This window comes from Ferrovibrio terrae (assembly GCF_943371255.1).
In the GTDB taxonomy this organism is placed as follows: domain Bacteria; phylum Pseudomonadota; class Alphaproteobacteria; order Ferrovibrionales; family Ferrovibrionaceae; genus Ferrovibrio; species Ferrovibrio terrae_B.
Genome location: NZ_CALRUC010000048.1, coordinates 1 through 12940 on the forward strand (window position 1 = coordinate 1; position 12940 = coordinate 12940).

General features: G+C 64.3%; 11 protein-coding genes. 7 read left to right on the forward strand and 4 right to left on the reverse strand.

The genetic code is table 11. The features are described from left to right. Window positions 1–166 precede the first annotated feature (166 nt). Window positions 167–1558: an esterase-like activity of phytase family protein gene (locus AAG799_RS11820; RefSeq protein WP_341896071.1), complete on the forward strand. Its 1392-nt coding sequence runs from the start codon at window positions 167–169 to the stop codon at window positions 1556–1558. A 49-nt stretch (window positions 1559–1607) separates the two neighbouring features. Here the strand turns inward: AAG799_RS11820 and AAG799_RS11825 are convergent, their stop codons facing one another. Together AAG799_RS11825 and AAG799_RS11830 are read right to left on the reverse strand one after the other, a co-directional pair. Beyond that, entirely contained in the window at window positions 1608–2402 is a 795-nt protein-coding gene (locus AAG799_RS11825; RefSeq protein ID WP_341896073.1) for an alpha/beta hydrolase, read from the reverse strand. A gap of 56 nt (window positions 2403–2458) precedes the next feature. Beyond that, on the reverse strand, window positions 2459–3673 hold the full coding sequence (locus AAG799_RS11830; protein ID WP_341896075.1) for an AMP-binding protein: 1215 nt from the start codon (window positions 3671–3673) through the stop codon (window positions 2459–2461). Window positions 3674–3845: 172 nt separating this feature from the next. Here AAG799_RS11830 and AAG799_RS11835 point away from each other — a divergent pair, with 172 nt between their 5' ends. The 3 genes from AAG799_RS11835 to AAG799_RS11845 all read left to right on the forward strand — a co-directional run bounded on the left by AAG799_RS11835 (window position 3846) and on the right by AAG799_RS11845 (window position 7972). After that, window positions 3846–5066, forward strand: coding sequence for an aminotransferase class I/II-fold pyridoxal phosphate-dependent enzyme (locus AAG799_RS11835; RefSeq protein ID WP_341896077.1), 1221 nt, complete (start codon window positions 3846–3848; stop codon window positions 5064–5066). A 77-nt stretch (window positions 5067–5143) separates the two neighbouring features. Further along, entirely contained in the window at window positions 5144–7648 is a 2505-nt protein-coding gene (locus AAG799_RS11840) for a DNA translocase FtsK 4TM domain-containing protein (protein WP_341896079.1), read from the forward strand. A gap of 21 nt (window positions 7649–7669) precedes the next feature. Beyond that, window positions 7670–7972: a hypothetical protein gene (locus AAG799_RS11845; protein ID WP_341896081.1), complete on the forward strand. Its 303-nt coding sequence runs from the start codon at window positions 7670–7672 to the stop codon at window positions 7970–7972. A 68-nt stretch (window positions 7973–8040) separates the two neighbouring features. Here the strand turns inward: AAG799_RS11845 and AAG799_RS11850 are convergent, their stop codons facing one another. Next, window positions 8041–8622 carry a TetR/AcrR family transcriptional regulator gene (locus AAG799_RS11850; protein ID WP_341896082.1) on the reverse strand — a complete coding sequence of 194 codons (582 nt, stop codon included), beginning with the start codon at window positions 8620–8622 and terminating at the stop codon, window positions 8041–8043. Window positions 8623–8712: 90 nt separating this feature from the next. Between AAG799_RS11850 and AAG799_RS11855 the strand changes: the two genes are divergently transcribed. From AAG799_RS11855 to fghA, 3 genes are all read left to right on the forward strand, one after another. Continuing rightward, window positions 8713–9912 (forward strand): acetyl-CoA C-acyltransferase, encoded by a 1200-nt coding sequence (locus AAG799_RS11855; RefSeq protein ID WP_341896084.1) that lies wholly within the window; start codon window positions 8713–8715, stop codon window positions 9910–9912. A 104-nt stretch (window positions 9913–10016) separates the two neighbouring features. After that, window positions 10017–11129 carry an S-(hydroxymethyl)glutathione dehydrogenase/class III alcohol dehydrogenase gene (locus AAG799_RS11860; RefSeq protein ID WP_341896085.1) on the forward strand — a complete coding sequence of 371 codons (1113 nt, stop codon included), beginning with the start codon at window positions 10017–10019 and terminating at the stop codon, window positions 11127–11129. Beyond that, on the forward strand, window positions 11129–11974 hold the full coding sequence (gene fghA / locus AAG799_RS11865; protein ID WP_341896087.1) for an S-formylglutathione hydrolase: 846 nt from the start codon (window positions 11129–11131) through the stop codon (window positions 11972–11974). The genes AAG799_RS11860 and fghA overlap by 1 nt, the downstream gene beginning before the upstream one ends. Here the strand turns inward: fghA and AAG799_RS11870 are convergent. Then, on the reverse strand, window positions 11971–12930 hold the full coding sequence (locus tag AAG799_RS11870; RefSeq protein WP_341896089.1) for an alpha/beta fold hydrolase: 960 nt from the start codon (window positions 12928–12930) through the stop codon (window positions 11971–11973). The genes fghA and AAG799_RS11870 overlap by 4 nt on opposite strands. Between the last annotated feature and the right edge of the window lie 10 nt (window positions 12931–12940).

The window sequence follows — 12940 nt, forward strand, 5'->3', positions numbered from 1 at the left end:
ATCGAGACTGCAAACAGTGGATGCGGGCGGCTTCGGTTCATCCATGGCCAAAGTGTAGCGCAGAGACGCGTGGCTGTCGTCATCGACCTGTCATCGCAGCGGCATCGCAGTGTCATGCTTGGCCGTTACCGACTCTCCTCCCATACACCAAACAGGGGGAATCGGAATGAAACCGATCGCACTTGCACTGATTTCGGCCGGCCTGCTCGCCGGCGTCGCCAATATGGATGCGGCCTGGGCCCAGGACGCCAAGCCGTTCCGCGCCACCGTCGTCGGGCATGTCTTTCTGCCGGCGGAAAGCTTCGTGCCGGCGCCGGCCGATGCGCCGGCCATGCTGAAGACCTCGGGCAAGTTCACCGGGGCGGCGCGCAACGACAAGCTGCGCAGTGTCGAGGGCGTCTCGGCGCTGTCGGACAAGGCCGCGCCGCGCAAGATCGGCATCAGCCTGCCCTTCGAGGGCCAGCCGGTGCAGGGTTTTTCCGGCATCCGTTCGCTCGGCAACGGCGAATTCATGGTCGTCACCGACAACGGCTTTGGCAACAAGGCCAACTCGCCCGATGCCATGCTGATGTTTCACAAGCTGAAGATCGACTTCGCCAGCGGCCAGATTCAGCGGCAGGAAACGCTGTTCCTGCATGACCCGGACAAGAAAGTGCCGTTCCTGATCGTCAATGAAGGCACCGACAAGCGCTATCTCACCGGCGCCGATTTCGACCTGGAATCGTTCCAGCTGGCCGGTGACACGATCTGGTTCGGCGATGAATTCGGCCCCTATCTGATCGCCACCGACCGCCAGGGCAAGGTCAAGCAGATCGTCGAGACCAAGGTGAACGGCAAGCCGGTGCGCTCGCCCGATCATTATGCCGTGCGCACACCGGGCGCGCCGGGTGCGGTGACTTTCGAATCGCGCCGCAGCAAGGGCTATGAGGGCATGGCGGCCAGCAAGGATGGCAAGTTCCTCTATCCGCTGCTGGAAGGCGCGCTGTGGGATGCCGCTGCCAACGGCACCGAGAAGGGCGCTGACGGCAAGGAATACCTGCGCATCCTCGAATTCGATCTGGCCAAGAATGACTGGACCGGCCGCAGCTGGAAATATCGCCTTGAAGTCAACGGCAACAGCATCGGCGACTTCAACATGATCGATGCCAGCACCGGCATGATCATCGAGCGCGACGACACCGAGGGCAGTCAGGCCCAGGCCTGCAAGGGCGCGGTTGCGCCCGACTGCTTCAACGTGCCGGCCAAGTTCAAGCGGGTCTACAAGATCGACTTCAGCCAGGCGGACTCGGAAGGCTATGTGAAGAAGGTCGGCTATATCGACCTGATGGACATGGCCGATCCGAACAAGAAGGCCAGGCAGGGCGGCGAAGCGGGTGAAGGCGGTCAGCGCCTGACCTTCCCCTTCTTCACCATTGAGAATGTCGATGTGGTCGACGCCACGCATATCATCGTCGGCAACGACAACAATCTGCCCTATTCCTCGGGTCGCCAGCTCGGCAAGAGCGACGACAACGAGTTCGTGCTGCTCGAAGTGAAAGACTTCCTCGCCGCCAAGTAGGCGTATCGCTCAGGAAGCCCGGCTGGATCTGTTCCAGCCGGGCTTTTTTTTACGGTGCAACGGCGACCTTGATCCAGGCGGCGACGTCATCGCGCGCGACCACCGGCGTGGTCAGGTGGTTGGCGGCAACCTCGAGATATTTGCTCTTCGGATTGTCCTGCAGCTTGTCGAACACATAACCGCGGCCGCGCTGGTAGATCGGGTCGGCATTGCCGACCACCCAGAGCACGGCGGTGCTCGCGGGCATCTTGAGTGCGGTCACCGACATCTCCGCGTCCGAAGTCGGATCGAAAAAGGACAGGTAGTCCTTTGCGGTCATGCGCACCTGCAGAATCCTGCCCTGGTTATTATCGTTGAAGTCCTTGCGCGTGTCGCCCTGACCGGCGGCCACCAGCCGGCGTGCCTCTTCGAGGCTGTCGGCTGTCCCCTTGGCTCCTGCGTAGAATACCGGGATGTGACCCGGCGCCAGCAACGCAACCGCATCCACATTGCCGCTGCGTGCGGCATAGCTCATCGCCGCCGGGCAGCCCATGCTGTGGCCGGCGATCACGATCTTGGCCGCGCCACGGCTGCGCAGGGTTTTCACATGATTGTCGATCTCGGCCATTGCCTTGTCCCAGTTGCCGTCGATATAGCGCCGGGCCGACCAGGGCATGTCGGGCATCAATGTGATCATGCCCTCATGATCCAGCTTGGCTTTCAGACTGCCGAAATTCGGGTCGTTCGGGCTACCGGGATTTTTCCCGTGCAGCATGAGGACACCAATCTTGTCCTGGGCCAGTGCTGTCGTCGTCAAAGCCAGCCATGCCACCGCCAGCGCGACGATCAGTTGCTTGAATCCCATCTGCCCCCCCTTTTGTTGGCCACGATACTGGGCAACAAGCGGAGAGGCAGCAAGCCTCACGCCGGGCGGGCGATATCCCAGTCGGCTGCCTTGCCCATGGCGCCGTCGGGCAGGCTGAGGCCGAAGGTGAGATGGCGCGGACGCTCGATCGGCAGCAACTGCTTGCGCAGCCAGTCTTCCACCATGCGGCGCAGGCTGGCGATTTCGGTCGCGGTATCTTTCGGCACGACATAGGCCTTCAGGCGCAGGGTGCGGCCAACGCGATAGGGCCGCACGCGGGCTGCGGCAATTTCAGGATGCTGGCGCAGCACGGCTGCAACATGCTCGGGGTTCACGTTGATGCCGCCGATCTGGATGGCGCCGTCGCGCCGGCCCACCACGACAAATCCGCCGGCCCGGTCCACCACGGCCAGGTGATCGGGTAACGCCACCACCTGGTCGCGGCTGCGGTGGCGCAACATCGTGGTGCCGCCGGCAAAGCGCCAGTAGGGAAACAGGGTGAAGCCGGCGTCGGGGGTGTCGCGCCAGCCGATACCGGCGGTCTCGCTGGAGCCGTAGAGTTCCACCAGTCGGGTGAAGCCGGCGGCCTGCACGGCACGTGCGGTATCCGCCGGGCAGGGCGCAGTGGAGGTGATGCCGCGCACCTGTGGCGGGATCGGGCGGCGGGTTTCGCTCAAGGCCTGCCAGATCTGCGGGAAGCCGACCACCAGGTCGCCGGGCTGCAACTGCTCGGCCACGGCGGCCGGCCGCAGGCCGCGCAGGTCGATGAAGCCGGCGCCATAGCGTTGCGGCAGCAGCAGCACGAACATGAAGCCATAGATGTGATGCGAGGGCACCAGGCCGACGACGCGGCGGATATTAGCGCCAGCAGGTTCATGCAGGCCGGCCTGGAATTCCAGTTCCTCGACGAAACGAGCCCAGCTGTGGCGGATCGCTTTCGGTGCGCCGGTGCTTCCAGAGCTGCGAAAGGTGAGGTCGCCGGCACCGCCACGCGCCGTGAAGGCCTCCTGCAGCAGCCTGAGCCAGTCGCCGAAGTGCCGTGCGGCGGCAAAATCTTGCGGCAGGGTCAGGCCGAACAGCAAGGACAGGGTTTCGGCAACCGCCTGTCGTTCGCGGGTGGCGAAACCTTCCAGCCGCAGATCGTCGGGCCACAGTGCCGGCAGCGCAGGCGCTGAGCCGCGCAGGCGCAGCACCTCTGCCTGGCCGGCATCGCTGACCACGCGGCGCAAGACATCGGTATCGCTGAACCAGTGATGGGCTGAAATCGACATGGCCGTATTTTAGCCGGCCTTGGCGGCTTGGCGGGCGTCATTTCCGCGTGAGGATATGCGCCGTTTATACAGGGTGCCCGGCTTGCCCGGCCGGGACGACCCCCGTAGATTGCGGACATCCTGTTTTCCGCCCGAGTCGCGCCCCAGCGGCCGGGCCTTGCCGTGACCCGCCATGCTCAATCCCCGTATCGACGAACTCAGCGACTATCCTTTCGCCCGTTTGCGCACCCTGCTCGATTCCGAGCCGCTGCCGGCCGGCATGGCACCGATCAATCTCTCGATCGGCGAGCCGTCGCATCCGCTGCCGCCGATGGTGATCGAGCAGATGACGGCGGACCTGAGCATTCTCAACCGCTATCCCACCATCAACGGCACGCCGGAATTCCGTTCCGCCTGCGCCGCCTGGATCACGCGCCGCTACAAGCTGCCGGAAAATCTGATCGAGCCCGAGACGCAGATCGTGGCGCTGACCGGCACGCGCGAAGGCCTGTACATGATCGCCAATGTGATCGTGCCGCAGAAGAAGGGTCCGAAAGGCGAGCGCCCGCTGGTGCTGATGCCCAACCCGTTCTACCAGACCTATGTGGGTGCGGCGGTGGCGGCTGGTGCCGATCCGTATTTCATGCCCGCCACGGCGGAAAACGGCTTCCTGCCTGATTTCAAATCGCTGGACAAGGACACGCTGCAGCGCACGGCGCTGGTCTATATCTGCTCACCGGCCAACCCGCAGGGCGCGGTCGCCAGCGTGGACTATCTGGCGCATCTGATCGAACTGGCGCGCGAGCATGATTTCGTCGTCGCCTTCGATGAATGCTATGCCGAGATCTACGACCAGGTGCCGCCGCCAGGTGGCCTCGATGCCGCACTGCATCTGGCCGGCAACACGGTCGGCCAGGATGCGCTGAAGAATATCGTGGTGTTCCATTCGCTGTCCAAGCGCTCCAGCGCGCCGGGGCTGCGCTCGGGCTTCTGCACCGGCGATCTGGAGATCACCAAGGCCTTCATCAAGCTGCGCAACTATGGCTGCACCGGCATGATGATGCCGGTGGCCGCTGCCTCTGCCGCGTTGTGGCGCGACGAGAAGCATGTGGAAGAAAACCGCGCGATGTATCGGCAGAAGTTCGACATGGCGCAGAATGTGCTGGGCAACCGCTTCGGCTTCTTCCGCCCGGCCGGCGGTTTCTATCTCTGGCTCGATGTCGGCGACCCCGAGGCCATGGCACTGCGCCTGTGGCGCGAGGCGGCCATCCGCAGCCTGCCCGGCAATTACCTGACCCGGCCGGAAAATGGCGGAGAACGGGCCGGAAAGACCTATCTGCGGCTTGCCCTGGTCTCGGATATCCCGACCACCCAGGTCGCGCTTCAACGCATTGGTAACGTTCTCGGGGGTTAACTGGTCAGGCTAGGGCGAATCGGCCCGGGTCGGCGGCCGTGTATGCGCGCCGGTATGGTTAATCTGTGAGGAACGGCATGGCTGCCAGGTCGAAGAAGAAGCGGTCTTTCTTCCCCGAGGGATTTGACGATTTCCTGCGCATGCGGGCCCGCGAGGGCGGCGGCATCCTGATCCTCGGCCTGGGCTTCCTGCTGGCGCTGGCGCTGGCGAGTTTTGATCCCGCCGATCCCAATTTCAATCACGCCACGCCCAAGGCGCCGCATAACTGGCTCGGCCTGCCGGGCGCCTATGTTGCCGATGTGCTGCTGCAGACCCTGGGCCTCTCGGCCTGGCTGTTCGTGCTGCTGCTGGCCAGCTGGGGCTTCCGCATCGTGTCGCATCGTGGCCTGCCGCGCTGGTGGCTGAATGTGGCGCTGGTGCCGCTCACCCTGATCCTGTTCGCGGCCTTCGCGGCTGCGCTGCCCGTGCCCACGGTCTGGGCATTGCGCGCCGGGCTTGGTGGCGTGGTCGGCGATTTCATCCTCTATCACCAGCTGGTGCCCTTCGGCGTCATGTTTGGCATGCCGATCTCCGCCGTGCTGCCGGCCGTGCTGTGCTTTGGCTTTGCCGTGCTGTGCTTCTATTTCGCCTCGGGCCTCAGCATGAGCGAATGGCGTAGCATGGGCGCGGGGCTCGGCTTCGGTGCTGCTGCCACCGCGGGTCTTGCGGCGCAGGGTATCTATCAGGGCGGCAAGGCTGCCGTGCGTGCCGGCCAGGAAACGCAAGGCTTTTTCGGCCGGCTGAAGGCCGCCTTCACCCGCGACGACGAGGACGACAAGCCGGTGGTCCGCAAGGCCGAGCCGAGCTTTGGCAAGGCCAAGGCGGCGAAGTCCGCTGCCGAGGACGACTATGTCGATCCTGATGATCTCGATGAATCCGACGACGAGGATGAAGACGACCTGCCGCGCCTGCCCACGGCCAAGCGGGCCGATGAGGGCCGCGTCACCCGCCGCATCGAAAAGCCGCGCACCGGCGTGCGTGCCGCGCGCGAGGCGCAGACCACGCTCAATCTGGGCGATGCCGGCGATTTCGAGCTGCCGGAACTGTCGCTGCTGAAACCCGCACCGGCCGATAGCGCGCGCGAGAAGATCAACGAGGATGCGCTGGAGCAGAATGCCCGCATGCTCGAATCGGTGCTGAACGAATTCGGCGTGCAGGGCGAGATCACCAAGGTGCGCCCCGGCCCGGTCGTCACCTTGTATGAACTCGAACCCGCGCCCGGCACCAAGTCGAGCCGCGTGATCGGCCTCAGCGACGATATCGCCCGCTCGATGAGCGCGCTGTCGGCCCGCGTCGCCGTCATCCCCGGCCGCAATGCCATCGGTATCGAATTGCCCAATGCCAAGCGCGAGACGGTGTACCTGCGCGAATTGTTGGCCTCGGCCGAATTCGAGAGCCCGTCCACCAAGCTGGGCCTGGCGCTCGGCAAGGATATCGGCGGCTCGGCCATCATCGCCGACCTGACCAAGATGCCGCATCTGCTCGTCGCCGGCACCACCGGTTCGGGCAAGTCGGTGGCGATCAACACCATGATCCTGTCGCTGCTCTACAAGCTGACGCCGGATCAGTGCCGTTTCATCATGGTCGATCCCAAGATGCTGGAACTCTCCGTCTATGACGGCATCCCGCATCTGCTCGCCCCGGTGGTCACTGAGCCGGGCAAGGCTGTGGTGGCACTGAAATGGACCGTGCGCGAGATGGAGGACCGCTATCGCAAGATGTCGGAACTCGGTGTGCGCAACATCGCCAGCTACAACGAGCGACTGGCCCAGGCACGCGCCAAGGACGAGAAACTCGGTCGCACCGTGCAGACCGGCTTCGATCCCGATACCGGCAAGCCGATGTATGAAGAGCGGCCGATCGACCTCAACCCGCTGCCCTTCATCGTTGTCATCGTCGACGAGCTGGCCGACCTCATGCTGGTCGCCGGCAAGGATATCGAGGCCGCCATCCAGCGCCTGGCGCAGATGGCGCGCGCCGCCGGCATCCATCTGATCATGGCCACCCAGCGCCCGTCGGTCGATGTCATCACCGGCACGATCAAGGCGAATTTCCCGACCCGCATCTCCTTCCAGGTGACGTCGAAGATCGACAGCCGCACCATCCTGGGCGAACAGGGTGCCGAGCAGCTGCTCGGCATGGGCGACATGCTGTTCATGCCGGGTGCCGGCCGTATCAGCCGCGTGCACGGGCCGTTCGTGTCGGATGAAGAAGTCGAGCGCGTGGTCAAGATGCTGAAGGACCAGGCCGAGCCGATCTATGTGGAAGCCGTGACCGCCGATGCCGATGGCGGCAAATACGGCGCGCCGGGCTCCGGTGGCGAGGGCGGCGGCAGCGAGGAAGATACATTGTATGACCAGGCCGTGGCGCTGGTCTGCCGCGAGCGCAAGGCCAGCACATCCTTCATCCAGCGCCATCTGCAGATCGGCTACAACCGTGCCGCCCGCATCATGGAACGCATGGAAAAGGAAGGCGTGGTCGGCGGTGCCAACCATGTCGGCAAGCGCGAAGTGCTCGCCCGCAATATCGAAGCGGCGGAGTAGGGCCAGCCAATGGGAGATTGGATGGCATACGTTGTCATCGCCCCATTTGTGCTCGCTTGCCTGATCGGTTTTGTTGCTGGAGTGGTGACCTTTGGCAGTGCTGCCTTGGTTGTTGCCAGCCGCAAGCCTGATCGAACACCGAATGGGTTCTTCGCGTGGTTTGATCCCATAGATGGTCTGAAGCTGTGGCTGGCGCCGCGGGAGATGCTTACCGAAACCGGCCAGCGCCACTGGCATCGTCTCTGGAAGGCCGGGGGAGTATTCTTAGGTTCTGCGCTTTTCGCCGTATGTTATGTGGCGCTTCTGGAATTGATCCCTCGATAGCTGATACGGCCAAGTCGTCGTTCCGTTTCCGCAGAAGTTCGATTAGCCCGGCGTCACCGCCGGGCTTTTTATTGTGCAATCGCTAAAGCTGCAGCGCGCGCATTCCTCAATGCCCGCCGCGACTGCACCGGATCATGCTGCAGTGCCCGCGCGAGCAGCAGCCCACCAACCAGCACCGACAGCACGGCATCGGCGCGATCCTTCTGCTGCTGCCGGGTCGGCGCCTCGATCTGTGCCGCGAACAGCGCCAGCAGCCGCGCGATGCCACCCTCATAGGCAGCCTGCACGACACCGCCGGCGCGTTGCGCCTCCATACCCACACTGGCCATCACGCAGCCGAGTTCGGGCTGGTCACGATGGGCTTCCGTCAGGTAGGTCTCGATCAGGGCTTCCAGTCTCTTGCCCGGCGGTGCCTTGGCCGTGATCGCCTCCAGCCGTGCCCGCATATGGGCAAAAGCGGCTTCCACTGCTGCTGCCGCTAGCGCCTCCTTGGAGTCGAAATGCCGGTAGAAGCCGCCATGGGTCAGGCCGGTCTCGGCCATCACCTCGGCGACGCCGGTGTCGGCCAAGCCGCGACCACGGATCATTCGTCCGGCGGTGCGCACGATCTGGCGACGGGTTTCCGCCTTTTCCTCGGCCGAACGGCGCATGACTGGCTTTCTGCAGCACAAATAGCACTTGACGGATAGATGATAGCAATCATCTAATTTACTCGGCAAGAGAAAACACGGAGAGCCGCCATGTCCGCCCCCTCGTCTGCGCAGGATACGATCGTCATTGCGTCCGCCGTCCGCACCCCGCTCGGCCGCTTCGGCGGGGCGCTGAGCAGCGTTGCCGGAAACGAACTCGGTGCGGTCGCCATCAAGGCGGCGCTGGAGCGCGCCGGGGTGAAGGGCGAAGAGATCGACGAGGTGCTGATGGGCTGCGTGCTGCCGGCCGGCCAGGGCCAGGCGCCGGCGCGCCAGGCGGCGCGCAAGGCCGGCCTGCCCGATCATGTCGGCGCCGTCACCATCAACAAGGTCTGCGGCTCAGGCATGCGCGCCACCATGCTGGCGCATGACATGCTGCTGGCCGGCTCGGCCGATATCATGGTGGCGGGCGGCATGGAGAGCATGTCGGGCGCGCCGTATCTGCTGCCGCAGATGCGCTTCGGTCACAAGGCCGGCCATACGAAAGTGCTCGATCACATGATGCTGGATGGGCTGGAGGATGCCTATGAGCGCGACCGCGCCATGGGCACTTTCGGCGAGCAATGCGCCGAGAAATACGGCTTCACCCGCGCCGAACAGGATGCTTACGCCATCGAGACGCTGACCCGCGCGCGCAAGGCGGTGGAGAATGGCTGGTTCGACGCCGAGATTGTGCCGGTTACGCCAACCGTGAAGGGTGCCGAGACGGTCAGCCGCGACGAGAATCCCCTGAAAGTAAATCCGGAAAAGATTCCGACGCTGAAGGCCGCCTTCAAGGCCAACGGCACCATCACGCCGGCCAGTTCCAGCGCCAATGCTGATGGTGCCGCCGCCCTGGTGCTGACTCGCGCTTCGCTGGCGAAGCAGCGCGGCCTGCCGGTGGTGGCCACCATCCTGGGCCATGCCGTGCATGCGCAGGACCCGGCCTGGTTCACCACCGCGCCGATCCCGGCGATCCGCAAACTGCTGGGCAAGGTCGACTGGAGTGTCGATCAGGTCGACCTGTTCGAGATCAACGAGGCTTTCGCGGCCGTGCCGATGGCGGCGATGCGCGACCTCAATATCGGCCATGATCGCGTCAATATACTGGGCGGTGCCTGCGCACTCGGTCATCCGATCGGCGCCACCGGGGCCCGCATCATTGTCACGCTGCTCAATGCCCTGGAGCGCAGCGGCGGCAGGCGCGGCATCGCCTCGCTCTGCATCGGCGGCGGTGAAGCCACCGCGATGGCCGTTGAGCGCGCCGCGTGATCCGGCAGGAACGCCCGTGTAACCGCAACTTCGTGGTTCAAGGGCTTTCAATTGCGTGACCATGGCCTTTATTGTCCTGCAGCCCATATCGCAGGAGATTCGCCATGGACGTGCGCGCCGCTGTTGCTTTCGAGGCCAAAAAGCCGCTCAGCATCGAAACGGTGAAGCTGGAAGGCCCCAAGGCCGGTGAAGTGCTGGTCGAGATCAAGGCCACCGGCGTCTGCCACACCGATGCCTACACGCTGTCCGGCCTCGATTCCGAGGGCAAGTTCCCCTGCATCCTGGGCCACGAAGGTGCCGGGGTGGTGGTCGATATCGGTCCCGGCGTCACCAGTGTGAAGAAGGGCGATCACGTGATCCCGCTCTATACGCCGGAATGCCGCCAGTGCGACTACTGCCTCAGCCGCAAGACCAATCTCTGCCAGTCGATCCGCATCACGCAAGGTCAGGGCATGATGCCGGATGGCACCAGCCGCTTCAAATGTCGCGGCGAGACCGTGTGGCATTACATGGGCACCTCCACCTTCGCCAATTACACCGTGCTGCCCGAGATCGCGGTGGCCAAGATTCGCCCGGACGCGCCGTTCGAGAAGGTCTGCTACATCGGCTGCGGCGTCACCACCGGCATCGGTGCGGTGGTCTATACCGCCAAGGTGCAGGCTGGCGCCAATGTGGTGGTGTTCGGTCTCGGCGGTATCGGCCTCAATGTGATCCAGGGTGCCCGCATGGTGGGCGCCGATCGCATCATCGGCGTCGACATCAATCCGTCCCGCAAGGCGATGGCCGAGAAATTCGGCATGACGCATTTCGTCAACCCGAAAGACATGAAGGATGACGAGCTGGTGCCGCATCTGGTTGAACTGACCAAGGGCGGCGCGGATTACAGCTTCGAATGTATCGGTAATCCGAAGACCATGCGGCAGGCGCTGGAATGCTGCCACAAGGGCTGGGGCGAGAGCATCATCATCGGCGTGGCGCCGTCCGGCGCGGAGATTTCCACCCGCCCGTTCCAGCTGGTGACCGGCCGCGTCTGGAAGGGTTCGGCCTTCGGTGGCGCGCGCGGGCGCTCGGATGTGCCGCAGATTGTCGACTGGTACATGGACGGCAAGATCAATATCGACGACCTGATCACCCATGTGATGCCGCTGGACAGGATCAACGACGCCTTCGACCTGATGCATGAGGGCAAGTCGATCCGGTCAGTGGTCACCTTCTGATGGAGCGCATCAGGAACTGGGCCTGCTTCGGCGGCCAGCAGCAGGTCTGGCGGCATGCATCGACATCGCTGGGGTGCGCGATGGAATTTGCCGTCTATCTGCCGCCGCAGGCATCGGAAAAGAACGCAAGACTGCCGGTGCTGTATTATCTCTCGGGCCTCACCTGCACCTGGGAGAACATGGTGGCGAAGGCCGGTGCACAGCGCTACGCCGCCGAGCATGGCCTCATTCTGATAGCCCCGGATACCAGCCCGCGCGGCGTGAATATCCCGGGTGAGGACGACGCCTACGATTTCGGCTCTGGCGCCGGCTTCTATGTCGATGCGACGCAGACGCCCTGGGCACGGCACTACCGGATGTATTCATATGTGACGCAGGAGTTGCCGGCGCTGATTGCCGAGCATGTCCCGACGGCCGAGATGGCCCGCAGCGGCATTTTCGGCCATTCGATGGGCGGCCATGGCGCGCTGGTCTGCGCCTTCCGCAATCCGCAGCTCTACAAATCGGTCTCGGCCTTCGCGCCGATTGTGGCGCCGAGCCGGGTGCCCTGGGGCGAGAAGGCCTTCACCGGTTATCTCGGCGCGGATCGCTCCACCTGGAGCAGCTGGGATGCCACCGCGCTGGCGTCAGTCACCGACTGGCGCAAGCCGGTGCTGATCGACCAGGGCATGGCCGACGAGTTTCTGGAAAACCAGCTGAAGCCGCAGCTGCTGGCCAATGCCGCCGCCGCCGCCGGCATTCCGCTGACGTTGCGCCTGCAGGCCGGCTACGACCACAGCTACTATTTCATCTCAAGCTTCATTGGCGAGCATATCGCCCATCACGCCCAGCAATTGCGGCGTTAATCCGCCGCATCGCTTCTGAAGCCATAGGCATCGGCCGGTGCGTTTCTGTCGATGAAATGCAGCAGCATGCTGTGCACGCCATCGTCGGTCATCAGCTTGCGATGGCCGATACCGTCCAGCACGCGGAACTCGGCGCGCGGCCAGGCGGCGGCATTCTCCTGACTATGCTGCAGCGGCACAGTGCGGTCCTCGCGGCTGTGCAGGATCAGGCCCGGTGCCGCCAACTGACGCAGCTTGGGCGGCAGGTAGAGCGAGTCCATGGTGCGACCGATCAGCCGTTCGATGGCGGTGAAGACCATGGCGGTTTGTTGCCGGCTCAGTTTGAGCATCTGCATCATCGCGCCGGCAAACAGGCGCGGGTGGTTGGGCGAGGCGAGGATGGCAAAGCGTTCGGCGCGCAGGCCCATCTCGGTGGCGGCAATCAGCGTTGCCGTGCCGCCGAGCGAATGGGCGATCACCGCCTTGAAGGGCTGATCGACTGAGACCGCGCCGATGCTTTCGGCTTCGCGGCCGACGGCAGCGACGGCGGCGGCCAGGATCGGGATGCCGGTGATATCGGCCGGCGAGCGGCCATGACCGGGCAGGTCGAGCGTCAGCACGCGATGGCCGCGCGCCACCAGCTTGTCGATCAGCGGCGCCCAGCTCAGGTGGTCGTCTTCCCAGCCATGCACCAGCAGGATCGCCGGCGTACCGGCCGTGGTCGGACCAAAGCTCCAGGCGGCAATGGGGCCATACTGCGTTTCGGCGGCGAAGGCGATTTCCCGGGCCGCATATGGCGCGCGGCCCGCGACGGGTTTGCGCCAGGGCCGCAGGAACATCCGCGCGGCGCGCTTAGCTGCCCAACCCGGCGCCAGCTGGAAGCCGCTGCGGATCAGGCTGCGCTGAATCAGGAAGTTAATAATAGAATGAACATTCGTGCTTTTATTGGTGTGCGCTGTAGTCTTGCTGTTAGTCATGATCGGGCTC

Excerpts from the sequence above, each read along its gene's own strand:
- AAG799_RS11820 (WP_341896071.1), top strand. The coding sequence starts at position 167 with ATGAAACCGATCGCACTTGCACTGATTTCGGCCGGCCTGCTCGCCGGC.
- AAG799_RS11825 (WP_341896073.1), bottom strand. The coding sequence starts at position 2,402 with ATGGGATTCAAGCAACTGATCGTCGCGCTGGCGGTGGCATGGCTGGCT.
- AAG799_RS11830 (WP_341896075.1), bottom strand. The coding sequence starts at position 3,673 with ATGTCGATTTCAGCCCATCACTGGTTCAGCGATACCGATGTCTTGCGC.
- AAG799_RS11835 (WP_341896077.1), top strand. The coding sequence starts at position 3,846 with ATGCTCAATCCCCGTATCGACGAACTCAGCGACTATCCTTTCGCCCGT.
- AAG799_RS11840 (WP_341896079.1), top strand. The coding sequence starts at position 5,144 with ATGGCTGCCAGGTCGAAGAAGAAGCGGTCTTTCTTCCCCGAGGGATTT.
- AAG799_RS11845 (WP_341896081.1), top strand. The coding sequence starts at position 7,670 with ATGGCATACGTTGTCATCGCCCCATTTGTGCTCGCTTGCCTGATCGGT.
- AAG799_RS11850 (WP_341896082.1), bottom strand. The coding sequence starts at position 8,622 with ATGCGCCGTTCGGCCGAGGAAAAGGCGGAAACCCGTCGCCAGATCGTG.
- AAG799_RS11855 (WP_341896084.1), top strand. The coding sequence starts at position 8,713 with ATGTCCGCCCCCTCGTCTGCGCAGGATACGATCGTCATTGCGTCCGCC.
- AAG799_RS11860 (WP_341896085.1), top strand. The coding sequence starts at position 10,017 with ATGGACGTGCGCGCCGCTGTTGCTTTCGAGGCCAAAAAGCCGCTCAGC.
- fghA (WP_341896087.1), top strand. The coding sequence starts at position 11,129 with ATGGAGCGCATCAGGAACTGGGCCTGCTTCGGCGGCCAGCAGCAGGTC.
- AAG799_RS11870 (WP_341896089.1), bottom strand. The coding sequence starts at position 12,930 with ATGACTAACAGCAAGACTACAGCGCACACCAATAAAAGCACGAATGTT.